At 71.4% G+C, this 26,106-nt stretch carries 21 protein-coding genes and 3 pseudogenes; 13 read left to right on the forward strand and 11 right to left on the reverse strand.

Annotated features, from left to right (window positions below; genetic code table 11):
- Positions 1-188 precede the first annotated feature (188 nt).
- Positions 189-710 carry a hypothetical protein gene (locus ABZO29_RS35295; protein ID WP_367324252.1) on the reverse strand — a complete coding sequence of 174 codons (522 nt, stop codon included), beginning with the start codon at positions 708-710 and terminating at the stop codon, positions 189-191.
- Positions 711-787: 77 nt separating this feature from the next.
- On the reverse strand, positions 788-1,999 hold the full coding sequence (locus ABZO29_RS35300) for a S8 family peptidase (protein ID WP_367324253.1): 1,212 nt from the start codon (positions 1,997-1,999) through the stop codon (positions 788-790).
- 317 nt (positions 2,000-2,316) lie between these two features.
- On the opposite strand from ABZO29_RS35300, the gene ABZO29_RS35305 reads away from it, so the two are divergent.
- Positions 2,317-3,123 carry an SGNH/GDSL hydrolase family protein gene (locus tag ABZO29_RS35305; RefSeq protein WP_367324254.1) on the forward strand — a complete coding sequence of 269 codons (807 nt, stop codon included), beginning with the start codon at positions 2,317-2,319 and terminating at the stop codon, positions 3,121-3,123.
- A gap of 4 nt (positions 3,124-3,127) precedes the next feature.
- Here the strand turns inward: ABZO29_RS35305 and ABZO29_RS35310 are convergent, their stop codons facing one another.
- The 4 genes from ABZO29_RS35310 to ABZO29_RS35325 form a co-directional block, all read right to left on the reverse strand.
- Positions 3,128-4,768, reverse strand: a complete 1,641-nt coding sequence (locus ABZO29_RS35310) for a serine/threonine-protein kinase (protein WP_367324255.1) — start codon at positions 4,766-4,768, stop codon at positions 3,128-3,130.
- A 45-nt stretch (positions 4,769-4,813) separates the two neighbouring features.
- The gene (locus ABZO29_RS35315; RefSeq protein WP_367324256.1) at positions 4,814-6,553 is read right to left on the reverse strand and encodes a sulfite exporter TauE/SafE family protein; all 1,740 of its coding nucleotides are present in this window, start codon (positions 6,551-6,553) and stop codon (positions 4,814-4,816) included.
- Positions 6,550-8,148, reverse strand: a complete 1,599-nt coding sequence (locus tag ABZO29_RS35320) for a tetratricopeptide repeat protein (protein ID WP_367324257.1) — start codon at positions 8,146-8,148, stop codon at positions 6,550-6,552. Before ABZO29_RS35320 ends, ABZO29_RS35315 begins: the two co-directional genes overlap by 4 nt.
- A 150-nt stretch (positions 8,149-8,298) precedes the next feature.
- Positions 8,299-9,822: a DUF4331 domain-containing protein gene (locus ABZO29_RS35325; protein ID WP_367324258.1), complete on the reverse strand. Its 1,524-nt coding sequence runs from the start codon at positions 9,820-9,822 to the stop codon at positions 8,299-8,301.
- Between the two features lie 229 nt (positions 9,823-10,051).
- On the opposite strand from ABZO29_RS35325, the gene ABZO29_RS35330 reads away from it, so the two are divergent.
- The 3 genes from ABZO29_RS35330 (at position 10,052) to ABZO29_RS35340 (ending at position 11,788) form a co-directional block, all read left to right on the forward strand.
- Positions 10,052-10,594, forward strand: a complete 543-nt coding sequence (locus ABZO29_RS35330) for a sigma-70 family RNA polymerase sigma factor (protein WP_367324259.1) — start codon at positions 10,052-10,054, stop codon at positions 10,592-10,594.
- Entirely contained in the window at positions 10,591-11,403 is an 813-nt protein-coding gene (locus ABZO29_RS35335) for an anti-sigma factor (RefSeq protein ID WP_367324260.1), read from the forward strand. Before ABZO29_RS35330 ends, ABZO29_RS35335 begins: the two co-directional genes overlap by 4 nt.
- 115 nt (positions 11,404-11,518) lie before the next feature.
- Positions 11,519-11,788 (forward strand): hypothetical protein, encoded by a 270-nt coding sequence (locus ABZO29_RS35340; protein WP_367324261.1) that lies wholly within the window; start codon positions 11,519-11,521, stop codon positions 11,786-11,788.
- 9 nt (positions 11,789-11,797) lie between these two features.
- Here ABZO29_RS35340 and ABZO29_RS35345 read toward each other — a convergent pair whose 3' ends face one another.
- Together ABZO29_RS35345 and ABZO29_RS35350 are read right to left on the reverse strand one after the other, a co-directional pair.
- Complete coding sequence (locus ABZO29_RS35345; protein WP_367324262.1) at positions 11,798-12,994, reverse strand: CaiB/BaiF CoA transferase family protein; 1,197 nt, start codon at positions 12,992-12,994, stop codon at positions 11,798-11,800.
- Positions 12,995-13,043: 49 nt separating this feature from the next.
- A pseudogene (locus ABZO29_RS35350) lies at positions 13,044-13,544 on the reverse strand (ABC transporter permease); the annotation flags it as partial.
- Between the two features lie 6 nt (positions 13,545-13,550).
- Between ABZO29_RS35350 and ABZO29_RS35355 the strand changes: the two are divergent.
- A pseudogene (locus tag ABZO29_RS35355) lies at positions 13,551-13,754 on the forward strand (TetR/AcrR family transcriptional regulator); the annotation flags it as partial.
- A 6-nt stretch (positions 13,755-13,760) separates the two neighbouring features.
- Here the strand turns inward: ABZO29_RS35355 and ABZO29_RS35360 are convergent.
- Genes ABZO29_RS35360 through hmgA form a run of 3 tightly spaced genes read right to left on the reverse strand, consistent with a single transcriptional unit; the run spans position 13,761 to position 17,056 of the window.
- The gene (locus ABZO29_RS35360) at positions 13,761-14,909 is read right to left on the reverse strand and encodes a type ISP restriction/modification enzyme (protein ID WP_367324263.1); all 1,149 of its coding nucleotides are present in this window, start codon (positions 14,907-14,909) and stop codon (positions 13,761-13,763) included.
- Between the two features lie 26 nt (positions 14,910-14,935).
- The gene (locus ABZO29_RS35365) at positions 14,936-15,685 is read right to left on the reverse strand and encodes a GntR family transcriptional regulator (RefSeq protein WP_367324264.1); all 750 of its coding nucleotides are present in this window, start codon (positions 15,683-15,685) and stop codon (positions 14,936-14,938) included.
- 51 nt (positions 15,686-15,736) lie between these two features.
- Positions 15,737-17,056 (reverse strand): homogentisate 1,2-dioxygenase, encoded by a 1,320-nt coding sequence (gene hmgA, locus ABZO29_RS35370; RefSeq protein ID WP_367324265.1) that lies wholly within the window; start codon positions 17,054-17,056, stop codon positions 15,737-15,739.
- A gap of 160 nt (positions 17,057-17,216) precedes the next feature.
- Between hmgA and ABZO29_RS35375 the strand changes: the two genes are divergently transcribed.
- The 8 genes and pseudogenes from ABZO29_RS35375 (at position 17,217) to ABZO29_RS35410 (ending at position 26,012) form a co-directional block, all read left to right on the forward strand.
- Entirely contained in the window at positions 17,217-17,816 is a 600-nt protein-coding gene (locus tag ABZO29_RS35375; RefSeq protein ID WP_367324266.1) for a hypothetical protein, read from the forward strand.
- Entirely contained in the window at positions 17,813-18,430 is a 618-nt protein-coding gene (locus tag ABZO29_RS35380) for a TetR family transcriptional regulator (protein WP_367324267.1), read from the forward strand. Before ABZO29_RS35375 ends, ABZO29_RS35380 begins: the two co-directional genes overlap by 4 nt.
- Before the next feature lie 85 nt (positions 18,431-18,515).
- Positions 18,516-18,746: pseudogene (locus ABZO29_RS35385) on the forward strand (NB-ARC domain-containing protein); the annotation flags it as partial.
- 46 nt (positions 18,747-18,792) lie between these two features.
- Positions 18,793-19,179: a hypothetical protein gene (locus ABZO29_RS35390; RefSeq protein WP_367324268.1), complete on the forward strand. Its 387-nt coding sequence runs from the start codon at positions 18,793-18,795 to the stop codon at positions 19,177-19,179.
- A 144-nt stretch (positions 19,180-19,323) separates the two neighbouring features.
- Positions 19,324-21,555, forward strand: coding sequence for a molybdopterin oxidoreductase family protein (locus ABZO29_RS35395; protein WP_367324269.1), 2,232 nt, complete (start codon positions 19,324-19,326; stop codon positions 21,553-21,555).
- A gap of 157 nt (positions 21,556-21,712) precedes the next feature.
- A complete protein-coding gene (locus ABZO29_RS35400; protein ID WP_367324270.1) occupies positions 21,713-23,119 on the forward strand; it encodes a CitMHS family transporter in 1,407 nt (468 codons plus the stop codon).
- A 22-nt stretch (positions 23,120-23,141) separates the two neighbouring features.
- Positions 23,142-24,410 (forward strand): MFS transporter, encoded by a 1,269-nt coding sequence (locus tag ABZO29_RS35405; protein ID WP_367324271.1) that lies wholly within the window; start codon positions 23,142-23,144, stop codon positions 24,408-24,410.
- A 270-nt stretch (positions 24,411-24,680) separates the two neighbouring features.
- Positions 24,681-26,012 (forward strand): ABC transporter ATP-binding protein, encoded by a 1,332-nt coding sequence (locus ABZO29_RS35410; RefSeq protein WP_367324272.1) that lies wholly within the window; start codon positions 24,681-24,683, stop codon positions 26,010-26,012.
- The last annotated feature ends 94 nt before the right edge of the window (positions 26,013-26,106 follow it).

Genomic DNA, 26,106 nt, shown 5'->3' on the forward strand with positions numbered 1-26,106 from the left:
GTCACAAGTGCGGTCACCGAGCACGGCACCCCCCTACCGCGCCCCGCGCCGGAACGTCACGGTCCCTAGGCCCTCCCCTGGAGCCGTGTGCTGACGGACCGATGCGGGTGAGATGTATGACGGTATTGACGATTGAACCCGTATGGCAAGACCTGAAACTAGGCCTCACGTTTTTGTTGGTTTGACCGTTACACAACTTTGTCGGAGTTTGTACGGCCGCGCAGCCGGCGCATCAGCACCAGCAGCAGAATGAGGGCGCTGATCACGGTCACGGCCGCGACGCCCCCGGGCACCGACCAGCGGTGCACGGCCAACATGCCCTGCGCCACCAGCATGTTGAGGACGATCGCACCCGCAACCGAGGCGAGCACGCGACCGAACGGATCCAGCCCGCGCAGCGCGGCGGCGACGGCTGTCGCCGGGGCCGCGAGCAGGAAGAACAGGGTGAACGGGCCGCGCAGGGGTGAGTCCGTGTCGGTGAGCGCGAGGAGCGCGCCGATCCCCCCTACGGCCGCCGCGGCGCCCGCGAGCAGTGGCGACAGGTCCCTCCCCGGTCCTGTTCGCGCACGCTCGGCGCCGTTCGCCGAAGATCGTGAAGATGTCTTGATACGTATGGTCTGCATTGGCGACTTTGCCCCCTGAAGCGCCGGATGCCGGGCTTCAATGTGTCGCAGCCCGGCCGGGGGCGTCAAGATGTGAAAGGTGTTCACGCCGGTTATTGTCCGGCTTTGAACAGGTGTTCCCCGGAGGTGCGTTGGCACCTCCGGGGAACGATGGTTCGAACGCGCTACGACACGATCTTCAGGAGCTTGTTCGGCGAGCCGGTGCCCACGCTGGTGAGGACGCCGGAGGTGGCGCCGTTCACCAGGGCCGAGGCGACCGTGGCCGGAGTCGCCGAGGTGTGGCCGGAGAGGTAGATCGCCGCGGCGCCCGCGACGTGCGGGGTGGCCATCGAGGTGCCGGAGAGCGTGGCGGTGGCGGTGTCACTGGTGTTGTAGCCCGCGACGATCGACGAGCCGGGCGCGAAGATGTCCAGGACGGAGCCGTAGTTGGAATAGCTTGCCCTGGCGTCCGAGCTGGTGGTGGCGCCGACCGTGATCGCCGTGGAGACACGGGCCGGGGAGTACGAGGAGGCGTTGGCGCTGCTGTTGCCGGCCGCGACCGCGTAGGTCACCCCACTGGCGATGGAGTTGGCGACGGCCGTGTCCAGCGAGGTGGAGGCGGAGCCGCCGAGGGACATGTTGGCGACTGCCGGGGTGGTGTGGTTCTCGGTGACCCACTCGATGCCGTCGATGACGCCGGCGGTGGTGCCGGAGCCGTTGTTGTCGAGGACCCGGACGGCCACGACGTCGGCCTTCTTGGCGACGCCGTAGGTCGTGCCGGCGATCGTGGTGGCCACATGCGTGCCGTGGCCGTTGCCGTCGGAGGCGGTGGTGTCGCCGTCGACGGCGTCGTAGCCGTACGAGGCACGGCCGCTGATCTGGGTGTGCGTGATGCGGACGCCCGTGTCGATGACGTACACGGTCACGCCGCTGCCCGCGCTGTCCGGGTAGGTGTAGGTGCCGGAGAGCGGCAGGGAGGTCTGGTCGATGCGGTCCAGGCCCCAGGGGGCGCTGGACTGCGTGGTGTCGAGCAGCTGGACCCGCTGGTTCTGCTCGACGGAGGCCACGGCCGGGTCGGCGGCGAGCCGCTCGGCCTCGGTGGCGGAGAGGGTGGCGGTGTAGCCGTTGAGGACCTTGTCGAAGGTCTTCCCGACCGTGCCGCCGTACTCCTTGATCAGGCCCTTGCCCTCGCTCGAGGACGCCTTGAAGCCGGCGGACCCCGTCTTCAGCGTGACGATGTAGCTGTCCTTGACGGCGGTGGGGGAGCCGGCCGCCAGCACCTTGCCCTCGGCCGGGGCGGCCTGGGCGGGAAGTGCGGTGAGCCCGCCCACGAGGGCGGCGGTCGCCAGGCCGGTTATCGCGGCGAACCGAAGTCTCTTGCTACGCAGTTGTGCCATTACGAGGGAGTCCTCCTCATAGGCGACGCGCGTACGGGGGCCGGACGCGCGTTCGTGGGGGGGCGCGCGTCTTCGCGCACACGGCCTGGAGCGTCGCGTTCCGCTCCCGGCTGCCGTAAAGCCTGGGTCATCTACAGGCGTAGCGGAAGGAAGTTGAGGGAGCGTCAACAAATCTGTCATGAGCACGTAATCAATCACATGGGGAACCCACAGGAACGGGTGTGAAGGATCCCGAAAAGTCTTGGCATGGACACTTCCCGTCAACACGCGTAGTTGCTACGACGGTTGTGGCAGAGATCCTGCTAAAGGGAGGTTCCATGAGACGTTCCCGACTTGCCCTTTTCCTGGGCTCGATCCTCCTCGCCGCCGTCTCCGCTCTCACCGGGGCGACCACGGCGCAGGCATCCCAACCGGCCGCCACAGGCGGCTATGTGGCGCTCGGCGACTCCTACTCCTCCGGAGTCGGCGCAGGCAGTTACATCAGCTCGAGCGGCGACTGCAAGCGCAGCACGAAGGCCTACCCCTACCTCTGGAAGGCCGCCCACTCACCGTCGTCGTTCACGTTCGCAGCATGCTCGGGCGCCCGAACGGATGATGTTCTGGCGAGTCAGCTCGGCGGACTCGGCTCCTCCACCGGCCTCGTCTCGATCACCGTCGGAGGAAACGACGCCGGATTCGCGGACGTCATGACCACCTGCGTCCTGCAGTCCGACAGCGCGTGCATCTCCCGCATCAACACAGCCAAGGCGTACGTCGACTCCACGCTCCCGGGAAAGCTCGACAAGGTCTACGCGGCGATCACCACCAAGGCCCCGGGCGCCCACGTCGTCGTCCTCGGCTACCCCCGCTTCTACAAGCTCGGCACCACCTGCCTCGGCCTCTCCGAGACCAAGCGCAAGGCCATCAACGACGCGGCCGACTACCTCGACACCGCCATCGCCAAGCGCGCCGCCGACCACGGCTTCGCCTTCGGCGACGTCCGCACCACCTTCACCGCCCACGAGATCTGCTCCGGCAGTTCCTGGCTGCACAGCGTCAACTGGCTCAACATCGGCGAGTCCTACCACCCGACCGCCTCCGGGCAGTCGGGCGGCTACCTGCCGGTCCTGAACAACACCGCCTGACCCGTCACGGGGAGGGCGAAGGTGAAGCGGAGGCCCCGTCCGACGGGGTCTCCGTCACGCACGTCACCGAGAACGGCACCGCGTTGGACGTCTTGTGCACCGGGTCGCGCACCTCGACGCCGATCTCGTTCTGGTACGTCCCGCTCTCCGCGTACGTCGTCACGACCACCGTGTCCTGCTTGGACTTCCCGCCCCCGGAGGGGAACGAGAGGGTCTTCCAACCCGGGTTGGAGACCTCGCCGTCCTTGGTCACCCAGCGGTAGTCGACCTTTGCGGGCAGCCGGCCGACCGTGAACGTCGCCGTGAACGACGGCGCCTGCGCGTCGGGCGGCGGGCAGGCCCCGGTGTACTGCGTGTTCGCTCCCGTGACGGTGACGTGGACGGTCTGCGCCGGAGCGGCGGTCGTGGCGCTGCTGCTCTGGCTGGGGGAGGCGCTCGGCTCCGGTGTCGTCGCCGTTGCCTCGCCGCTCGTGGGCGCCGTGACGGGCCCGCTCCGGGTGCCGGTGGGGCTGCCACTGGCGCCCTTGCCGTCGTCCTGGTTCAGCAGCGCGTACGTCAGACCCGCCACGGCCAGCGCGACGGCGACCACGCCCGCCAGGAGGAACACGGCGGCGCGGCGGTTGCGGTCCGGCTCCGTCGTGGTGGTGGTCGCCGCCGCGGGGGCGGGCTGCGTCGCCCCGGTCGTGGCGGGCCACGGCGGCGTGGGCGGCTCCTGGTGGAACCGCTGGGGATAGGGCTGCGGAGGAGTGGCGATCGTCGGTGTGTACGGCGCCGCCTGCACGGTGTCGGAACCGGGACCGCCTTCCCCGGAGGGGGTACCCCCAGCGCCGATCACCCGCAGGTCCTGCTCCGCCCGGTCGGCGGGCAGCCGCTCGGCCGGGTCCTTGCGCAACAGCCCCTCGATCACCGGCGCGAGCGGGCCCGCCCTTCGCGGCGGCGGCAGTTCCTCGTCGACGATCGCGCGCAGGGTGCTCAGCGGGGTGTCCTGGCGGAACGGGGAGTTGCCCTCGACCGCGGCGTACAGCAGCACGCCGAGCGACCACAGGTCGGACTCCGGGCCGGGCGTGCGGCCGAGCGCCCGCTCCGGCGCCAGGAACTCGGGCGAACCGATGACCTCACCGGTCATCGTCAGCGCGGAGCTGCCCTCGACCGTCGCGATACCGAAGTCGGTGAGCACGACCCGGCCGTCGTTCGCCATCAGCACGTTCGCCGGTTTCACGTCCCGGTGCAGCACACCGGCCTCGTGCGCGGAGCGCAGCGCCGCCAGCACCTCCGCGCCGATGTGCGCCGCGCGCTGCGGGGACAGCGGGCCCTCGGCGTCCAGGAGCTCGGCCAGGGAGATGCCCCGGACCAGCTCCATGACGATCCAGGGGCGGCCGTCCTGTGTGGCCACGTCGTACACCGTCACCACGTTGCGGTTGGCGACCCGGGCCGCGGCCCAGGCCTCCCGCTCGAGACGGGCGTACATCCGTTCCACGTCGGCGGCCGCCAGTCCGGCCGGGGCGCGCACCTCCTTGACGGCGACCTCGCGCTGCAGCACCTCGTCGCGGGCCCGCCACACCGTGCCCATACCGCCCTCGCCCAACGGGGAGAGGAGACGGTAGCGGCCCGCGATCAGACGTTCACCGCGCGGTTCTTCGGACACGCGCTCCCCCATTCGCATCCCGGCGAATACCTCCACAAACGTATCTCAGCCGAGTACGGATGCCGCCCCCTTGAGCAGCAAACCGGCCCCGAGCGCCACGACGACCAGCGCGGACCCCAGGGGAGCGGTCCTGCGGACGAAGGCCGCCGGCGGACCGGCGGTCAGGCGGGGGCGCCGGTCCAGCAGCCGGTTCATGCCCGTGCCCAGCTTCACGACCGCGACACCGGCCGCGGTGAGAGTGAGGGCGAGGCCGATGCCGTACGCCACCACGAGGAGCAGGCCGAACCAGGCCTTGCCCAGTGCCGCCGCGCCGACCAGCACCACCACGGCGGAGGGACTGGGGACGAGCCCGCCCGCGAAGCCGAGGAGGATCGTGCCGCGGAGGGTGGGGGCGGTCGCGTGGGTGTGGGTGAAGCCGCCGTGGGTGTGTGCGAAGGTGTGGGGATCGCGGTCGTGGTCGTGGCTGTGGCTGTGGCTGTGGTCGTGACCGTGCTCGTGGTCGTGGTTGTGCTCGTGCTTGGCGTCGTGCGTGGGTGCGGGGGCCGCGATGGCGGTTGCCGTGGGTTCGGCGTGTGCGCCGGCCAGGACCAGGTGGCGTTCGGGGACCTCGGTGTCCTCGTCGTGCGAGTGCTCGCCACCGTGGTCGTGCGGGTGGGGATGCGGGTGCGGGTGGTCGTGATCGTGCCCATGCCCGTGCGAGTGCCCATGCCCATGCCCGTGCGAGTGCCCGTGCCCGTGTCCATGCCCGTGTCGCCGGTTGTGCCAGGCCCGTCGTACGAGGCTCGCGCCCGCCGCCATCACCAGGGCGCCGCTCGCCAGGCCCAGCCAGGCGATCACCGAGGGCGCGGCGGCCGAACCGGCGGTGACCAGGAGGCCGAGCGCGACCACCCCCAGGGTGTGGGTGACCGTCACCGAAGCGGCCAGGGGCAGGACGTCCTTGAGGCGGGCCCGGCCGCCCCGGGCGGCTGCCGTCGCGGCCATGAGGGTCTTGCCGTGGCCCGGGGCGAGCGCGTGCAACGCGCCCAGGCCCACGGCGATCACCAGGGCCAGCGCGGCGAAGCCGAACGTGAGGTCGTGGCGGGAGACCAGGCCGTCGAGGGCGCGCGTCCAGCGGTCGGCGCCGCGTGGCAGGACGGACGCGGCGGGCGCGTCGCGGTCCTCCTCGGCAAGGGCCGGGCCGCCGGGGCGCACGCGCAGCGAGGCGGTCGCGGTGTCGGCGGGCGAGGAGAGCAACTCCGCCGGATAAGTGGTGAGTTCGCGGGACGGCGACTTCGTGGGTACGTCCGACGCGGTGAGCGTCATACGGTCGCCGCGCGCGGTGATCTCCCGCCAGCCCGGGCCGGAGGAGGCGCCCGCGCCGTGGAACCCGAGGGCCACGGTGTCGCCCTGGGGGAGGGGAGCCGTGAAGCGGCACTCGACGCGCAGGGTGTTCAGCCCCGCCTGCCCCGGACGCAGGACCGCCTTGCTGGTGACCACCGTGAGCGCGGTCGGACGGCCGTCGACGGTGAGCTTGCTGCCCCCAGCGGCCGTCTCGCACCGCTGCCGGGCCCACTCGGTGGTGCCGAGCCGTTCGAGGTCCGGTTCGGCCTGGGTGGCCGGGATCTCGGCGAGGTCCTCGACATGGTCGACGCGCAGCCCGCCGGGGGCGGCGACGAGACCGTCGTAGCGGTTGACGGTGAAGTTGCCCAGGGGATGCGCGCTCGCGCTGGTGGAAGGGAACAGCGCGAGCGCGCAGGCGGCCGTCAGGACGGCCGCGCCGGAGGCGAACACACGACGGGCTTTCACTTGGCCGCCTCCAGGTCCTTCAGCGCCGTACGGGCCTCACGGGCGCCCAGGGGCGAGAAGCCCGGGTTCAGCTTGAGTGCCGCCGTGAGGTGGGTGCGGGCGTCCTTCGCACGGCCCGTGGCGTGTTCGATCACGCCGCGGTGGTAGAGGAACGCGGCGTTGCGGTAGCCGGTGGCGGTGGCCTGCCGGGCGTAGGGGAGCGCCTCCGCGTCCTTGCCGTTGACGTGCAGGGCCCAGGCGAGGGCGTCCGCGGTGTGCACGGTGTGGCGGCGGGCCCATTCGGCGCGGGCCGCGCGCAGCGCCGCCGCCCGGTCCCCGTGGTCGGCGGCGGCGAGCGCGGTGTCGAGGTCGGCGTTGACGCCGTTGGCGCGGGCGAGTGCCGTCCAGGCGTCCACGAGGGCGTACTGGTCGGCGGCCTTCGCCTTGTCGCCGTCGGCACCGCGGTCCTCGTACAGCTCACCCAGCGCGACAAGGGGGCCGGGGAGGGGGTAGCGGGCGACCACGTTCTGCAGGCCCTTGATCGCCCCCGCTCGGTCACCGCTCGCGGCCTGGGCGCGGGCGCGGCCCTCCAGGGCGGGGAGGTAGTTCTCGTCGGCGGCGAGGGCGCGTGCGTAGTCGGTGAGGGCCGTGTCGTAGTCGCCCTGGTTCCAGGCGAGTTGGCCCAGCTGGCCGGCTACGTACGCGATGTCCCCCGGGGTGGTGGAGGCCCTGAGGGCCTGCTCCAGGACCCGGCGGGCGGTGGTCACGTCACCGCGCAGCTCGTGCACGTACGCGTACCGCGTGAAGACCGGGACGCCGGGGCGCCGGTCGTCGGCGATGTCGGCGGCCTTCGACGCCTCGTCGTAGCGGCCGAGTTCGACGAGGGCGTCGACACGGCTGCACAGGGCGCGTTCGCTGTAGGGGTTCTGCTTCAGGGCCTGGTCGGCGTACTTCAGGGCGTCCGCGAAGTCGTGGCGGGCGGCGGCGAGAGCGGCGCGTCCGGAGAGCGCGGAGTCGTTGTCCGGCCGCAGCTCCAGCGACCGCTTCAGCGCCTTCTCGGCCTGCGGGTAGCGGGAGGGATCGCCCTTGGTGCGGGCCTGTTCGACATAGGCGAGGCCGAGGGTGGCCCAGCTGCCGAAGTCCCGTGGCTGGCCGCGGAGATGGGCCTGCAGCGAGGTGATGCTGGCGTCGAGGTCGCCACTGGCGAGCAGGCCCGGGGAGACGGCACTGGAGGCGGCCGCGACGGTGGCACCGCCGCCGTCCCGCGCGGCGCCGAAGGCGATGGCGCCGCCGGTGAGGGCGATCGCCAACAGAGCGGCACATCCTGCGAGTTGCAGACTCCGCCAACGCCGGCCCGCAGTGGCGACACGCCGGACCGCGGCCACGCGTTGTTCGTCGGTGGCCTGCGCTTCGGTCGGGGCCTCGTCCTGGGCGGGAAGCCGGTCCTCGGCGGTCAGCCGTTCCTCGGCCGGGACCGTCGTCGCGCCCTGCGCGGGGTTCGAGGAGCCGGGCTCCGGCGTGGCGCCCGCCTTCTCGCCGTGCTCACGCTGCGGCGACGAAGCCGGGGGCTCGCCGTGCTCACGCTCCCGTGCCTCGTCGTTCGTACGCGGGGACATGCCCTCTCCTCGGTCGCCTGGGGTGGATCAACCTGCTTGCAGCACAGGGGTGTTGTGCATGGGGCGGCGCGGCCCGCACCGTGGGGGATGAGTACGTGCGGGCCGCGCCAGTTGTGGGGGGAGGGGCCGGGGCCGCCCGGCCCACCCGGGTCAGTACGCCCGGCTCCGCATCCGGCGCCACCAGGCCAGGCCGGCGCCGATCAGCAGGATTCCGCCCGCGCCGGCGCCCGCGGAGGCGGCGATCAGCGTGGTGTTGCTGCTCCCGGCCGGCTGCAGCGCGTCGCCGAGCTGGCTGCGGACGTCGGCGTCACCGCTGGTGCCCTTGGCGAGCGGACCGCGCGAGCCCTCGGTGGGCAGTGCGACGTACGGGAAGTACTTCTCGAAGTCCTTGTCGTTCTTGTCGACCGCGTCGCCCAGGTCGTTCTTGGAACCGACCAGCTCACCCTCGACGACCTGCAGCGAGGCGTCGATCACGTCGTCCGTCAGCCGGCGCCCGTTCGGGAAGCCCGCGTTGTCGCCGTCGAGGACACCGAGCCGCTTGGGGCTGGCCGTCGGCTTGATCGAGGTGTTGAGGCGCAGCTCCTCCGACGGGCGCACGTACGGGGGCTGGTTGAGGCCCTTCACGCCCTTCAGGAAGACGTCGACCAGGTCGTTGCGCGGCTCGGCGGGCGCCTTGATCTTGTAGATCGCCTCGATGAGCTTCGGCAGCTCCGGGTTGGTCACGTTCTTCAGGAACTGGGCGTCGTCCCACGGCGCGGACGCGTTGAACTTGTCCTTGTCCTTCAGCGGGTTGACGACCTCGTTGACCAGCGGGTTGCCGAGGCGCGAGACCTGCTCGTAGTAGCCCTTGGCGTTCTGGCGCTGCGTGGTCGACCAGATGCCGACGATCGGCTGCTTCGACGACTCCGTGATCATGTGCGTCGGGACCTGGAGGGCGATCGAGTTGACGTTGTAGCCCTTGAGCGTGTCGTTGCCGACCTCGGAGAGGTTCCCGCCGTAGAGCAGGTCGAAGACCCGCAGGTCCAGGAAGAACGGGTCGTCGGCCTGGCCGGCGAACGTCGTCGTACCGTTGTGCAGCTTGTAGATCGCCTGGTCGCGCAGCTTCTTGTAGTCCGGCATGGACGCCTTGCCGACGTTCGACGGTGCCACCGCCACGTCGTTCGCGATCTTCGTCTTGGACATGACCTTCTGCTTGCGCAGCTTGATCAGCTCGAGGTCGTACGTCTGCGTCACGTTGAGGTCGGGGTCGTCCAGACTCTCGACGGCACCCGTGTTGTACAGGAACGTCTTCTTGTTCTTCACATGCGTCTTGAACGTGTACCGGAACAACAGGTCGCCCTGGGCGTCACCGTTGCTGTCGATGTGGATGTCGTACTGGGCGTCCTCGGCGAACGGGAAGAAGTTCGGTCCGCCGGCCGGCTCCTCGAACGGGATCCAGTTCGCGATGATCGTCGTCGTGTCCGGCTTGTCCGGGCTCACGAAGGCGTACACGTCGGTGTTGTCGTACTGGGGAGTGCCCGAGATCAGCGGCGCCTCCCGGTGGCTGGAGGCGGATGCCGCCCCCGGTTCCAGCGTGGCCACGCCGGCGGCTGCGAGCCCCCCGGCGGCCAGCGCACCACAGATCAGGGTCGCGACACTCCTGCGTCCCGCGCCACTCCTGGAGATAGGTGTCATGCCGTCCGTCCTCAGTCCCAACTTGCCTGACGAACGCCATTCGGAGCGGTCGGCAGGGTGGATTGGTCGAATCCCAAACGTTCTTACGGAGCGTCTGAAAACTTGTTTCATCGTTGAGGACCCGCATTTTGGGCACGCTGATCCGTAACCCCATCCGGAGGTGCGTTCGTTGCGAATGCCTGGTGTGACGGGACGGGCCGGCGGCTGCGGCCGTAGAGAGGGGAACCGCGTGGAGGCGGACGAGCTTCTGATGCTCGTGGCAGGGGGCGATCAGAAGGCATTCGAGCAACTGTACGGACTGGTCTCCGGGCCGGTCTTCGGACTGGTCAAACGGGTCGTACGGGATCCTGCGCAGTCCGAGGAGGTGTCGCAGGAGGTACTGCTCGAACTCTGGCGGTCCGCCGCACGGTTCGACCCGGCGCGCGGCAGCGCCCTGTCCTGGATCCTCACCCTCGCCCACCGCCGCGCCGTCGACCGGGTGCGCAGCGCCCGTGCGGCCGGCGAGCGCGAACAGCGCGAGGCCCGGCGCGCCCACCACCCCGCCTTCGACCAGGTGTCCGAGGAGGTGGAGGCGGGTCTGGAACGCGAGTGGGTGCGTCGCTGCCTGGACCGCCTGACGGCCCTGCAACGCCAGTCCGTCACACTCGCCTACTACGACGGCTACACGTACCGTGAAGTGGCCGAGCGGCTCTCCCTGCCGCTCGGCACGGTCAAGACCCGCATGCGCGACGGACTCACCCAGCTGCGCAAGTGCCTGGGAGGTGTCGCATGAGCATCCTCGACCGCTTCCGCCGCGAGGACCTCCACTCCCTCGCCGCCCCCTACGCCCTCGACGCCCTGGAACCCGCCGAGCGGATCCGCTTCGAGAAACACCTCAAGGCCTGCGACAGTTGCGCCGCCGAGGTGCGCGCCCTGTCGGAGGACGCCGTCCGGCTGGCCTGGTCGACGGCCGCCCCGGCGCCGGCCGCGATGCGCGACCGGGTGCTGGCCGCCGTACGGGCCACTCCGCAGGAGTCCGCACCGGTGCGCGAGCACACGCCCCAGTTGCCGCCGCACGTGTGGGGCACGCAGCCGCCGCCGGCGCGCACCCGTGCGCCCCACGCGCGCCGCCCCCTGTTCGTGCCGTTCGCCACCGCCACGGCCGCCGCGGCCCTCGTCGTCGCCTCGCTCTTCGCCGTCCAGGCCAACCGCGCCCAGGACCAACTGGACGCGGAGCGTGCGCAGTCACGTGAGATCGCCCACGTTCTCGCAGCTCCGGACGCCCGGGCGAGCTTCGGGAAGGACACCCGGGGCCGCACTATCGGAGTGATCGCCTCCGCATCGGAGGGGGAGGCGGTCGTCACGTTGAGCGGATACGGCGACCTGCCCAGCGGACGGGTGCATCAGCTCTGGCTCATGCTCCCCGATGTGCAACCACGCTCCCTGGGGCTCTTCGACGGCGACACGCCCTTGGTCGCGACCGGTCTCGACAAGACCGCGACGTCACTCGCCGTGACCGTCGAACCCGACGGCGGCTCACCGCAGCCCACTACCCAGCCAGTTGTTCAACTCGCCCTGAAATCGGTTGGATTCGGAGAGTAATCGTCAACCTCCTTACAGGGAAGGTGAATCCTGTGACCGCGATACACGAGTGCCCCGACGGAGCGATAGGGTTACCCTGCCCGGGCCGGGTGGACTCGTACGGGTGGGGAGTGACATGGAACAGATAACGATGCGCAGCAGGGCGAGGGTCCCTGCGATCACCTGCGGGAGCAGCGCGACCAGTTCGCGCCTCGACCGCCACCTCTCGGTGCTGGCGGGCCCCGCCGTACCGCAGCGGGAAGCGGCCGAGGCGACGACGCTGATGCGTGAGCTCACCGCACGCGACACCACGCAGCAGCGCAGCGACCGGGGTGCCCGAATGCGCCGCGTCTCGCTCTTCGCACCACTGCGCCGGCTGCGCCGTTCGCTGTTCGGCGGCAACTGAGGCCCGCGCTCAGGCGGCCACACCGTCCCGGCGCAGCGCTGCGATCTCGTCGTCCGTCATCCCCACGGCGCGCAGCAGTGTCTCGGTGTGCTCCCCGAGCGCGGGCACGTCCCCCATCCGCGCCTCCACACCTCCCGGCAGGGTGATCGGAGGCAGGAGCGCCCGCAGCGGCCCGACCGGCGTCCCCACCTCCCGCCACCGCTCGCGGGCCGCCAGTTGCGGATGCTCCGCCACCTCGTACAGATCCCTCAGGCGCGCGCACGCGAGTCCCGCGCCCTCCAGCCGGGCCAGCGCTTCCTCGGTGTCCAGCGCGCCCAGTGCCTTCGCCACGTGTGCGTCCGTGCGCTCCCGGTTCGCGACTCGTGCCGCATTTGTCGCATACGCCGGGTCCGCCCCCAACTCCGGCCGCCCGATGACCTGTTCGGCCAGCCGCCGCCACTCCCGGTCGTTCTGCACCGACAGCAGCACCCGCCCGCCGTCCGCCGTGGCGTAGGCGTCGTACGGCGCGATCACGGCGTGTGCGAGACCCGTGCGGGCCGGGGGAGTCCCGCCGTGCATCGCGTGGTGCAGCGGGTGCCCCATCCACTCGGCGAGCGCGTCCAGCATCGACACCTCCACGGGCCCGCCCCGCCCGGTCGTGCCCCGGCGTACGAGCGCCGCGAGCACCCCGGAGAAGGCGTACATGGCGGCCGCGATGTCCGCCGCCGGAATGCCCGCCTTGACCGGCTGCCCGGGCGTCCCGGTGACCGACACGAGCCCGGCCTCGCACTGCACGAGCATGTCGTACGCGCGCTTGTCCGCGTACGGGCCGGTCGCCCCGTACCCCGAGATGTCCACGGCGACCAGCCGCGGGTGCGCCGCGCACAGCGTGGCAGCGTCCAGGCCGAGCCGGGCCGCCGCGCCCTGTGCGAGGTTCTGCACGAACACGTCCGCGTCCGCGATCAGCCGCCGTACGACGTCCAGGCCGCGCGAGTCCTTCAGGTCGAGGGCGATGGACTCCTTGCCCCGGTTGCACCACACGAAGTGCGAGGCCAGACCCTGGGCGACGGTGTCGTAGCCGCGCGCGAAGTCGCCGCCGTCGATGCGCTCCACCTTGACGACCCGGGCGCCCAGATCGGCGAGCTGCCGGGTGGCGAAGGGGGCCGCGACGGCCTGCTCGACGGCGACGACGGTGATGCCCTCCAGGGGCAGGGGGAGACGGTCCATGGGGTGGATCATGTCCCGCGGATGTCGGTTTTGTCAGTAGTGGTTCATGTCACCGCTCCCCGCGCGCGGACCGGTGTACTGCCAGGGGCGCGAAAACGGCGAGCAGTACGACACGCCAGGCCGGCGACCCGGCGACGGGGTGCGCCACCGGCCAGGCGGCGCCCCCCGGCACGGGCGCGTTCCCGAACAGATCCCGAAGGGCCGTCGTCACCGCACTGATCGGGTTCCACTCGGCGAGCGTGCGCAGCCAGTCCGGCAGGTTGCCGGTCGGGATGTACGCGGCGGCGCCCGCGCCCGCGAGCGCGGACTCCTCGATCCGCCAGCCCATCGCGAGCCCCACCAGCAGGAACGGCACCGTCCCGGCGGCCGTGACGACGAGGTCGGCCACCGCCTGTCCGAGCGGCACGGCGGCCCGGCTCATCCGCAGCGTGCGGAGCCGGTCCATGACGCCCCGGTGCGTGTCCTGGGCCGCCTGGAACATGCCGGTCGTGATCCCGTTGGCGGCGGTCGCGACCAGCAGGCCGGGGACGAGGAAGGAGCGGTACTCCTCCTGGTCACCGCCGAGCGGACGCGGTCACTGCCGTGGACGCCGGAGCAGGAGAGTGCGGTGCGTATCGCGTACCTGGGGAGCCGGATCGCCACGGGGGCGTATCCGAGGATGGCGGTGGCGTTCGCGGAGGATTCGGGGCCAATTGACATGGAGGCCTATTTCAAGCGGTCGTTGGGGAGGGTGCTTGACGCGTTCGCGCCGCGGCCGTGACCAGCCCTAGATCAATGCGAACTGTCCCTCCGGCCCCTCCTCGTGGTGGTCCAGGACCGAGGCAGGCCTGCGGGCCGACTCCGGTACCGGGAGCACTCCCGCCTTGCGCAGCTCCGTCGCCGTGATCGGGGCCGTCACCGTCAACTCCTCCCGCCGCGGCTCCGGTTCCGCCAGCAGTGCCAGTACCGTGATCAGCTCCAGCAGCTCCGACGTCCACGTCTGCGGCCAGGTCGCCGGGCGGATCGCCTTCAGGGTGCCCGGCTCCGGGTCCGCCGTCCGCGCCGCGAACCACTGCTCCAGGACCCTGACCCCGCCCGACTCGAAGTCCCACGCCTCCGGCGGTACCGGGGAGATGCGGCCCTCGTCCAGGTGCAGGGTCTCCTCGTCGCGTTCGTAGTGGAGAGTCAGCGGGCGGGCGGGGAGCGGTGCGCGGACGTACGGCCGGCGGCCGCCGGGGAGCTTCGGGCGTTCGCCGTCGCGGCGCATCAGCCACAGGGTGCGGCGTCCGGACTCGACCCCGCGGGCCCAGAGCTCCGGGTCCCCGGTGAGCGGGACGGTGAGGTCGGGGCGGGCCGAGAACAGGATCCAGGACAGCACGTCCACCGGGTCGGGTGCGTGGCCGAGACGGCCGGCCAGGTGCTTGAGCAGGCCCGGGGCCAGGTTGGGTTCCTCCCCGCCGGGGCGGCGGTAGAGGGGGTGGACACGGCCGGGGCGCAGCAGCGGGAGCAGCGAGGTCGCCAGCAGGGGGGAGCCGGGTGTCTCCACGATGAAGACCTGGTGCTCGTCGGTCACCCGCCACAACTCGGGGCGTGCCGCGTCGATCAGGCGGTGGTCGGGGATCAGCCACTGCTCGTCGAAGGGGGCGTGCAGGACGCGCACGGGCTCCGGGCAGGGGCCGGAGGCGCGCACCAGCTTCTGTGTGCCACTGGACTGGCCCGGGAGCTGACCGACCGCCGTGTGCAGGGTGCGGGAGCGCGTCGGCTCGAACAGGGCCTCGCGGTCGGGTCCGTCCGCCTTCACCAGGGCGTCCCAGCGGGCCTTGAGGGTCGCCGCGTCGGGGGCCGTCGGCCAACCCCGGCCGAGCCGCGGCGGTGCGACGGACCACGGCATGAGGTCCGCCAGCGGCGGAGCGTCGTCGTGCGTCACGCTGGGCATCGTACGACCTGCTGACGACAGTGGGGTCAGGTGGCGTCCAGCGTCACCGTGAAGGAGAAGCGGTCGCCCCGGTAGTGGATGACCGCCACGTCCAGCACCCGCCCTTCCGTGTCGTACGTCACGCCCGTGTAGTGCAGGATCGGGCTCAGCAGCGGCACCTGGAGCAGCTGGGCCGTCTCCGGGTCCGCGAGCCGTGCCTCGACGGTGTCCGTGATGCGGCTGATGTCCGCCCCCACGACGTCCCGCAGCACCTTGGTCATCGGCCAGCGGGCCAGGTCGCCGAGGTCGATGCGGGCGGCCAGTGCGGGGCGGACGAAGTTGCGGGCGTGGTTGGTCGGTTCGCCGGTCTTCTCGTCGCTGCGCAGACGGTGGTACGTCGCCACCTCGGCGACGTCCGGGAAGTACTCGGCGAGTTCGGACGGTACGGGGGCCCTGCCGTGGTCCAGCAGCCGCGTCGTCATGCCGGACTGCTGGGCGACGATCGCGTCCACCGAGCCGAGCAGCCGTACCGGGGCGCCCCGTTGGACGCCGGGCTCGATGAACGTGCCGCGCCTGCGGTGGCGGGTGATCAGCCCCTCGTCCTCGAGCTCCTTCAGTGCCTGCCGCATGGTCAGCACGCTCACCCCGTAGTGCCCCGCAAGCTGTTCCTCGGTGGGCAGGCGCAGCGGGTCCAGGGGCGAGCGGCCGAGTATCGAGGCGCGCAGCGACTGCGACACCTGGTACCAGAGCGGCAGCTTGCGGTTCAGGACGATCGAGTCCGGGGCGAAGGAGGTCACGGGGTCATCCGTACCGGTAGGGATTCTTCGGTGCAACCGGGCGAACGGCCGTCACGGCGAGCGGAAATGCCGCTCGAGGCCCTGCCACACGTCGTCGTAGCGCTGCTGCAGGTGCTCCGCGCGGGCCGCTTCCGGGGTGAGGAGGATCGGCCAGCGTGTCTCGAACATGAAGGCGAGGCCGTCGTCGATCTTCTGGGGCTTCAGCTCGGCGGCGCTCGCCCGGTCGAACGTCTCCCGGTCCGGACCGTGCGCCGACATCATGTTGTGCAGCGAGCCGCCGCCCGGCACGAAGCCCTCGGCCTTGGCGTCGTACGCGCCCTCGATCAGGCCCATGTACTCGCTCATCACGTTCCGGTGGAAGTACGGCGGCCGGAAGGTGTCCTCGCCCACCAGCCAGCGCGGCGCGAAGACCACGAAGTCGACGCCGGCCAGGCCGGGCGTGTCGGACGGCGACGTCAGCACCGTGAAGATCGACGGGTCCGGGTGGTCGTACGAGATCGTCCCCATGACGTTGAAGCGGCGCAGGTCGTACACGTACGGGACGTAGTTGCCGTGCCAGGCCACGACGTCGAGGGGAGAGTGGTCGTATGTCGCCGACCAGAGGTTGCCGCAGAACTTGTTCAGGACCTCCACCGGGCCCTCGACGTCCTCGTAGGCGGCCACCGGGGCCATGAAGTCCCGTGCGTTCGCGAGGCCGTTGGCGCCGATCGGGCCGAGATCGGGGAGGCGGAAGGGGGCACCGTAGTTCTCGCAGACGTAGCCGCGAGCGTCGCCGTCGAGGAGCTCCACGCGGAAGCGCACCCCGCGCGGGACGAGCGCCACATGCCCGGGCTCCGCATGCAGCAGCCCGAACTCCGTGCGCAGCAGCAGACCTCCGCGCTCCGGCACGATCAGCAGCTCGCCGTCCGCGTCGCTGAAGACCCGGTCCATCGAGGAGTTGGCGTGGTACAGGTGCACGGCCATCCCGGTGCGCTGGGTCACGTCGCCGTTGCCGCCGAGGGTCCACAGGCCCGCGACGAAGTCCGTGCCCTCGTCGGGCTCCGGCAGCGGATTCCAGCGCAGCCGGTTCGGATCCGGCGCCGACCCCGTGAAGGGGGCCGTACGGATCGCGCCGCCCGCCGTGCGGGTGAAGGCCGGGTGCGCGGCCGAGGGGCGGATGCGGTACAGCCACGAGCGGCGGTTGTGGGCCCTCGGCTCGGTGAACGCCGTACCGCTGAGCTGCTCCGCGTACAGGCCGAGGGGGGCGCGCTGCGGCGAGTTCCGGCCCTCGGGCAGGGCGCCGGGCACGGCCTCACAGCTGTGCTCGTTGCCGAAACCGGAGAGGTAGGACAGCCCCTCGGCGGTCTTCCGTGCGTCGTCCCCGCTGCTCATGATCGCTCCCTTGCAACCTGATTCCTATGTATCACCGTAGGATTGCGTTTTCGTGGGCGCAAGTGGTCCGCGGGACCTCCTCACCAGGGACTAGCCGTGCGCACGAGAACCAGACTCCAGGGGGATCCGCGTGTCGGACCGGTGTTCTACGCTCCCCGGCATGTCGTGGACACGGAGACTTCGTGCCGTGCTCGCGGTCTGTGTCCTGATGCTGACCGGATCCGCGGGCTGCGGCTCGAGCGATGCGCACCAGCAGGGAAACAACGGGGTGTCGCCCTCACCGGTGGGCAAGGTCCTCGAGCACACGGACCGGGAAGGCCGGCACTACCGCGAGGTGGACGAGGAGGGCGCACCCGCGGTCGGCATCGAGGTGGAACCCGACGCCGACGGCAGCTGGGACGTCCGCCTGACCGTGCGGAACTTCCGCTTCTCCCCGGCGGGTGCGAAGTCGGAGGCGTTGCCCGGCCGCGGCGTCGCCCGCCTCTTCGTCGACGACCACCCCGTCGCCGGACTGCGTGCCCCCGACTACCGTCTCGCGGCCGGTTACCTCCCGCACGGCACGCACCATGTCACCGCCCGCCTGTACGCCGACGACGGCACGGTGTGGGCCGTCGACGGCAAGCCGGTCGAGAGCACTGCGGACATCACCGCCTCGGAGCCCGAACCGACGTCCACCGCGTCGCCCGCGGTGAGTGCCGACGGTGCTTCCTTCCGTACCGGGGGGCGAGGTTCACCGGACCGCGGCGGAACGGCATCATGAAGCCCGTGCCCCACGCGACATCGCTTCGCCGTGCGCCCGTGCAGCGGCGCAGCGCAGAACGGCTGACCAGGATCCTCGACGCCTGCGCCGACCTCCTCGACGAGGTCGGCTACGACGCTCTGAGCACCCGCGCCGTCGCCCTGCGCGCCGGCGTCCCCATCGGTTCGGTGTACCGCTTCTTCGGCAACAAGCGAGAGATGGCCGACGCGCTCGCCCAGCGCAACCTCGAGCGCTACACCGAACGCGTCACCGAGCGCCTGAAGGACGCCCGGGCGGGCGACTGGCGTGCGGCCACGGACGCCGTGCTCGACGAGTACCTGGCCATGAAGCGCACCGCGCCCGGCTTCTCGCTCGTCGACTTCGGCAACCAGATCCCGGTCGGCGCCCGCGACGCCGAACCCAACCACCGCGTCGCCGACCGCCTCGGCGACCTCCTCTCCGGCTACCTGGGCCGCGAGCCCGACGCGGACCTGCGCCGCACCTTCCTCATCGCCGTGGAGACCGCGGACACCCTCGTCCACCTCGCCTTCCGGGTGGACCCGGCGGGGGACGAGAAGATCATCGAGGAGACGCGGGAGCTTCTGCGGGCCTATCTGGCGCGGACGCTGGACTGACGCGTGGTGCCCCGGGTCGAGCCGGCGGGCCGGGCGGGTCAACGCGTCTGTTTCTTCCGCGCCGAGCACTGCCCGGGGCCGGTCCCTGGTCGTCCTCGACGACGTCTGGGAAGGCGAGTCGACCAACGTCGCCCGCCTGCTGCAGCGTGCCGCCCACCTGATCACCACGCGCTCGCAGTTGGTCGTCGCCCAGCTGCGCAGCACACGGCTGGAGGTGCGGCCACTGGAGCCGGCCGACGCGGTGCGGATGCTGCGCAATCTGCCGGCCGGCGAACCGGACCTCGCAGAGCACCATCTCGGGGACTTGGCGGAAGCCGTCGCTTCATCCGCTGGCCCTCGAACTGGCGGCCGGACAGGTGCAGTTGCAGGAGCGGCCCGCGACGGAGATCGTCGACCTGATCCCCTACGGGCACGTCCTCGCCCGCACGGTGGAGAGCGTCGGGCTCTTCCGAGGCGATCTCACCTGGCCGGGCAGTCTCACCGCCGACGAGATCCTCGGCTTCGCCCTGGGCGTCTACGGTGCCTGCACGCTCACCCCGGAAACCATCGCCGACCAGCGGACCCTGCTCGGCGAAGCGCGCGACACCCACCGCGTCGACGACCCGGAGACCCGCGCCTTCCTCGACGCCCTTCTGATCCTTCTCGACGGCCGCCCTTCCGACCTCCCCGAGGACAACCGGTACCGCCCCTTCCTCGTCACCCGCGACCGGATCACCGCCTTCCGCACCTCCGGCGAGGAAGCCCCGTGAAGCCGGCGTCACGTGTCGTGCCGGGGCCTGGCGGCCGGCGAATTCGCGACTTCACCCCCTGAGGGGCCTCCCCACCGTCCATACCGGTCGGTATGCTCGCTCCAGTCCGCGCGTCAGCGTCGCCGCCGCCCACCGGGAGGACCCGTGTCCCGCACCGCCCTACGAATCTGCCCCCTGTGCGAGGCCACCTGCGGGCTGACCCTGACCATCGAGGGGACCCGGGTCACCGGGGCCCGAGGTGACCGGGACGACGTGTTCAGCAAGGGGTTCATCTGCCCCAAGGGCGCCTCCTTCGGCGCCGTCGACGGGGACCAGGACCGGCTGCGCACCCCGCTCGTCCGCAAGGACGGCGAGCTGCGCGAGGCCACCTGGGAGGAGGCCTTCGACGCCGTCGCCGCGGGCATCCGGACGGTCGTCGAGCGGTACGGGGCGAACGCCGTCGGAGTCGTCCTCGGCAACCCCAACGTGCACACCATGGCCGGCGCGCTCTACCCGCCCGTGCTGCTCGCCGGGCTCGGCACCCGCAGCCTGTTCACCGCCTCCACGGTCGACCAGATGCCCAAGCACGTCTCCAGCGGGCTGCTCTTCGGCGACGCCAACGCCATCCCCGTCCCGGACCTCGACCACACCGACCACCTGCTGCTCATCGGCGCCAACCCCCTGGAGTCCAACGGGAGTCTGTGCACCGCCCCCGACTTCCCCGGCAAGCTCAAGGCGCTCAAGGCGCGCGGCGGCACCCTCACCGTCATCGACCCGCGCCGCACCCGCACGGCCAGGCTCGCCGACCGGCACATCGCGATCCGGCCGGGCGCGGACGCCCTGCTGCTCGCGGCGACGGCGTACGTCCTCTTCGAGGAGGACCTCGTCCACACGGGAGAGCTGGCCCCCCACCTCCAAGGGCTCGACGAACTCCGGGAAGCGGTACGCGACTTCACTCCCGAAGCCGTGGCCGCCGCCTGCGACGTGGACGCGGCCACCATCCGCACCCTCGCCCGGGAACTCGCCGCCGCCCCCACCGCCGCCGTATACGGTCGCATCGGCAGCTGCACCGTCCCCCACGGCACCCTCGCCAGCTGGCTCGTCGACGTCCTCAACATCCTCACCGGCAACCTCGACCGCCCCGGCGGCGCCCTCTTCCCGCAGGCGGCCACCGACCGCACGCCCCGCCCCGCCGGACCCGGCCACGGCTTCCAGCTCGCCCGCTGGCACTCCCGGGTGAGCCGACACCCCGAGGCCAAGGGCGAGTTCCCGCTCTCCGCGCTCGCCGAGGAGATCGACACCGCCACCGAGGAAGGCGAGCCGATCCGGGCGCTCGTCTCGGTCGCCGCCAACCCCGTGCTGTCCGCGCCCGACGGCGACCGGCTCGACAAGGCCCTGGACTCGCTCGACTTCATGGTCAGCGTCGACCCCTACCTCAACGAGACCTCGCGCCACGCCCACGTCGTGCTGCCGCCGCCCCCGCCCTCGCAGAGCCCGCACCACGACTTCGCCTTCAACACCCTCGCGGTCCGCAACCAGGTCCGCTACACCCGCCCCGCCGTCCCCCTCGAACCCGGCCGGATGGCCGAGACCGAGATCCTCGCCCGGCTGGTCCTGGCGGCGACCGGCATGCACGGCGCCGATCCGTCCGCGGTCGACGACCTGGTCATCGGGCAGACCCTCGGCAAGGCGGTGAAAGAGCCCCACTCACCCGTGCACGGCCGGGATCCGAAGGAGCTGGCCGCGCAACTCACCGGCGACACCGGCCCCGAGCGGCGGCTCGACATGATGCTGCGCCTCGGCCCCTACGGCGACGGCTTCGGCGTACGACCGGACGGGCTGAGTCTGGAGAAGCTGCTCGCGCATCCGCACGGCATCGACCTCGGTCCGCTGCGGCCGCGGCTGCCGCAGCCGCTGAAGACCCCGAGCGGGAAGGTCGAGCTGCTGCCGCGGCCCATCGCCGACGACCTGCCCCGGCTCAGGCGCGCCCTGGCCGAGCGGCCCGCCGGTCTCGTCCTCGTCGGGCGCCGGCACCTGCGCTCCAACAACAGCTGGATGCACAACGTCCCGGCCCTCACCGGCGGCACCAACCGCTGCACCCTGCACATCCACCCCGAGGACGCCGAACGGCTCGGCGTGCGCGACGGAGGGGCGGTGCGCGTGAAGGGCGCCGGGGGAGAGGTCACCGCCCCGGTCGAGGTCACCGACGGCGTGCGCCGCGGCGTGGTGAGCCTGCCGCACGGCTGGGGCCACGACCGGCCCGGCACCCGCCTCGGCCACGCCGCCACGGACCCCGGCGTCAACGTCAACCAGCTCCTCGACGGCAGCCTGCTCGACCCCCTGTCGGGCAACGCGGTCCTCAACGGCGTACCCGTCGAACTGACCGCGGTGGGCTGAAAAGCGCACCCCCTGTGACCTCAGCAAAGCTGTGACCTGGAGTTTTGCGCTTATTGCTCGCACGTCAACGTCTTGTTAACGCCACTTGACGGGACCTAACGTCATGGCACCGCCTGCCCCGGTGGGATGTTCAAGGGCGAACGTTAGGTATCCACTCATGCTGACCATCCTCGGCTTCGCCATGATCGCGACCTTCCTGGTCCTGATCATGCTGAAGAAGATGTCGCCGATCGCGGCGCTCGTGCTGATTCCCGCGCTGTTCTGCGTGTTCGTCGGCAAGGGCGCCAAGCTCGGCGACTATGTCATCGACGGCGTCACCAGCCTCGCCCCCACCGCGGCGATGCTCATGTTCGCGATCGTCTACTTCGGTGTGATGATCGACGTCGGCCTCTTCGACCCGATCGTTCGAGGCATCCTGAAGTTCTGCAAGGCCGACCCGCTCCGTATCGTCGTCGGCACGGCGCTGCTCGCCGCGATCGTCTCGCTCGACGGCGACGGCTCGACCACCTTCATGATCACCGTGTCGGCGATGTACCCGCTGTACAAGCGCCTGAAGATGTCCCTGGTCGTGATGACCGGTGTCGCCGCCATGGCCAACGGCGTGATGAACACGCTGCCGTGGGGCGGCCCGACCGCCCGTGCGGCCACCGCGCTGAAGCTGGACGCCAGCGACATCTTCGTGCCGATGATCCCGGCCCTCGCCGTCGGCCTGCTGTTCGTCTTCGCGCTCTCCTTCGTCCTCGGCCGCCGCGAGCGCAAGCGGCTCGGCGTGCTGACGCTCGACGAGGTGCTGGTGGAGGAGAAGGAGACCGAGACGGTGCTCGTGGGCGTCGGCGGCTCCGGCGACGGCAAGGCGCCCGAACGTACGGGTGGTGCGGGCTCCGGCACCGGCGCGGACGCCGACGACGAGCCCGAGGAGGGCCTGCAGGGCCTCGACCCGAACCGGCCCACCCTGCGCCCCAAGCTGTACTGGTTCAACGCGCTGCTCACGGTCGCCCTGCTGACCGCCATGATCATGGAGTGGCTGCCCATCCCGGTCCTGTTCCTGCTGGGCGCCGCGCTCGCGCTGACCGTCAACTTCCCGAAGATTCCGGACCAGAAGGCCCGCCTCGCCGCACACGCCGAGAACGTCCTCAACGTCTCGGGCATGGTCTTCGCCGCCGCCGTCTTCACCGGTGTACTGAAGGGCACCGGCATGGTCGACCACATGGCCAACTGGCTGGTGGACAACATCCCCAACGGCATGGGCCCGCACATGGCCTTCGTCACCGGCATCCTGAGCATCCCGCTCACGTACTTCATGTCGAACGACGGCTTCTACTTCGGTGTCCTCCCCGTCCTCGCCGAGGCCGGCCAGGCCCACGGAGTCTCCAGCCTGGAGATCGCCCGCGCCTCGCTCATCGGCCAGCCGCTGCACATGTCCAGCCCGCTCGTCCCGGCCGTGTACGTCCTGGTCGGCATGGCCAAGGTCGAGTTCGGCGACCACACCAGGTTCGTGGTGAAGTGGGCCGCGCTCACCTCGCTCGTCGTACTCGGCGCGGGAATCCTGATCGGCATCATCTGAACGCTCGACGGAGGTCTTCCTCATGGGGCCCGGTAGGAACCGCGGCTGGCTGATACGCCTCGTCATCGCCTTCGGCTTCGCGCAGGGGGCGGTGTCGATGGCCCGGCCCGCCGTGTCCTACCGGGCCCTCGCGCTGGGCGCGGACGAGCGGGCGGTCGGTGTGATCGCGGGCGTGTACGCCCTCCTGCCGCTCTTCGCCGCCGTACCGCTGGGCCGGCGCACCGACCACGGCCGCTGCGCGCCGCTGCTGCCCGTCGGGGTGGTGCTGATCTCCGGTGGCTGCGCGCTCAGCGGAGTCGCCGGCTCCCTCTGGGCGATGGCCCTGTGGAGCGGTGTGATGGGGCTCGGCCACCTCTGCTTCGTGATCGGCGCCCAGTCGCTCGTCGCCCGCCAGTCCGCGCCGCACGAACAGGACCGCAACTTCGGCCACTTCACGATCGGTGCCTCGCTCGGCCAGCTGGTCGGCCCGATCGCGGCGGGCGTTCTGATCGGCGGCCGCGACATGGCGGGCACCAGCGCGCTCGCCCTGCTCGTCGCGGGCGCGGGCGCCGCGGTCGCGTTCACGTCGCTGTGGCGCATCGAGCATCGCGATACGACGCCCAAGTCCCGTACCGCACAGGGCGACCGCGTCCCCGTCGGACGCATCCTGCGCGCCCGGGGCGTGCCCGCGGGCATCCTGATCAGCCTCTCCGTGCTGTCCGCGACCGACATCCTCACCGCGTACCTCCCGGTGGTCGGCGAGCAACGGGGCATCGCGCCGTCCGTGATCGGCGTGCTGCTCAGCCTGCGCGCGGCGGCCAGCATCGCCTGCCGCCTGGTGCTCACGCCCCTGTTGCGGCTGCTCGGCCGGACCCTGCTGCTCACTGCGACCTGTCTGCTGGCGGCCCTCCTGTGCGCCGGGATCGCGCTGCCGGTGCCGGTGTGGGTGCTCGGCGTGATCCTGGCTGTCCTCGGCTTCTGCCTCGGCGTCGGCCAGCCGCTGTCCATGACGACGGTCGTCCAGGCCGCCCCCGGCGGCGCCCGCTCGACGGCCCTCGCCCTGCGCCTGACCGGCAACCGCCTGGGCCAGGTCGCCGCGCCCGCCGCCGCTGGCCTGGTCGCCGGAATCGCGGGGGTGGCCGCGCCGTTCGTGATGCTCGGGGTGCTGTTGCTGCTGTCGTCAGGAGTCGCCCTGCGCTCACCGGCGAAGCCGACGGAGCCGACGGAGCCGGCGCAGGGGCGGGCTGCGGCTTCCGGGGTCCGGCGGTTCTCGCCGGGCCGGAGGAGAACGGAGGGCCGCCTCGACCGCTGAGGCGGCGCGCATCGGACCGGACGGTTCTCGCCTGCCGGACCGGTTCGGCGTCGGCCGGCCGTCGTCCATGACGACGGTCGTCCAGGCCGCCCCCGGCGGCGCCCGCTCCACGCGTGGCCGCTGAACCCGGCGGGCCGCTTCTCGGCTGCCGCACCGGAGCGTCCGATTTCGTCACCTCTCTTCCCCTGGGTGCGCACATTCCGTTAGCTTCCGTGACTCACAAGCCCCGTACGACCCGCACGGGACGCAGTGAGCCCCCAGGGACACGTCATGACACGCGCCATCTCCCTGCACGACATCAGCAAGGTCTACACGAAGGGCGTCCGCGTCGTGGACCGGCTGTCGCTGGACATCACGCCGGGCGAGTTCCTGGTCCTGCTGGGCCCCTCCGGCTGCGGCAAGTCGACGGTGCTGAGAATGATCGCCGGCCTCGAGGAGATCACCGCCGGGGAACTGCGGCTCGACGGCGAGTACGCCAACGAACTGCCGCCGTCCGCGCGGAACATCGCGATGGTCTTCCAGAACTTCGCCCTCTACCCGAACATGACCAGCCGCGACAACATCGGCTTCCCGCTGCGCATCGAGGCGCCCGGCGCGGACCCGAGCCCGCGCGTGGACGCCACCGCCCGCATGCTCGGCATCGAGGACCTCCTCGACCGCTTCCCCGGCCAGCTTTCTGGCGGCGAACGCCAGCGTGTCGCCATGGGCCGGGCCATCGCCCGCCACCCCTCCGCCTTCCTGATGGACGAGCCGCTGTCCAACCTCGACGCCAAGCTGCGCAACCATCTGCGGGCCGAGATATCCAAGCTCACCCGGGAGCTGGGCGTCACGACGGTGTACGTCACCCACGACCAGGCCGAGGCCATGTCGCTCGGCGACCGGGTCGCCGTTCTGCGCGGCGGGGTGCTGCAGCAGTTGGGCACCCCGCGCTCGGTCTACGCGCTGCCCCGCAACGTCTTCGTGGCCGCCTTCATCGGCACCCCGCGGATCAACCTGCTGCGCGGCCTGGTCCGCGCCCCCCTCGACGGCGCGATGACGATCAGCCTCGGCAAACAGTCGCTGCGCCTGCCCGAACCTCTCACCCTGGACCACCAGTTGCTGCGCGTCCAGCAGGGCCGCGAGGTCATCGTGGGCCTGCGCTCGGAGGCCGTGCGGATCGCGAAGCCGGCCGCCGCACGCCCCGGTGAGGTACCGATCAGCGGACTGGTGGAGCACGTGGAGTTCCAGGGCCACGAGGTTCTCGTCCACTTCAACACCGGCTCGCGCCCCGCTGTCGTACCGGACCTGGAGGCCCCGCGCCTGGCGCCCCGCCAGGTCCGGCGCCGCCGCCGCGAGGGCAGGGTCCTGGACCGCTTCCGGGAGCGGGCGGGGGCACTCCGCGCCGGCCCGGTGGTGGTCCTGGACGAGCCGCGGGAGGAGGCCCCCGCGTCCGCCGAGGCCCGCATCCCCGGCGACCTCGTCGTGCGCACCACCCCAGATTTCGACCTCCGGCACGGCATGCAGGTTCCCCTCCTCGTCGACATCCCGCACCTCTTCGTCTTCGACCACGAGGGAGAACGCATCTGCCCGGCTCCGGCGCGGCTGCCCGACCTGGGGGAGTGAGCCCCACCAGGGTGCTTCCGTTGTGCCGGAGGTCTGATGCAATGGGACGTCTGGCGCCGGAAAACTAACATCGCTAGTTTGTGTGCCGGACGAC

The sequence above is a fragment of the Streptomyces sp. HUAS ZL42 genome (assembly GCF_040782645.1).
Taxonomy (GTDB): domain Bacteria; phylum Actinomycetota; class Actinomycetes; order Streptomycetales; family Streptomycetaceae; genus Streptomyces.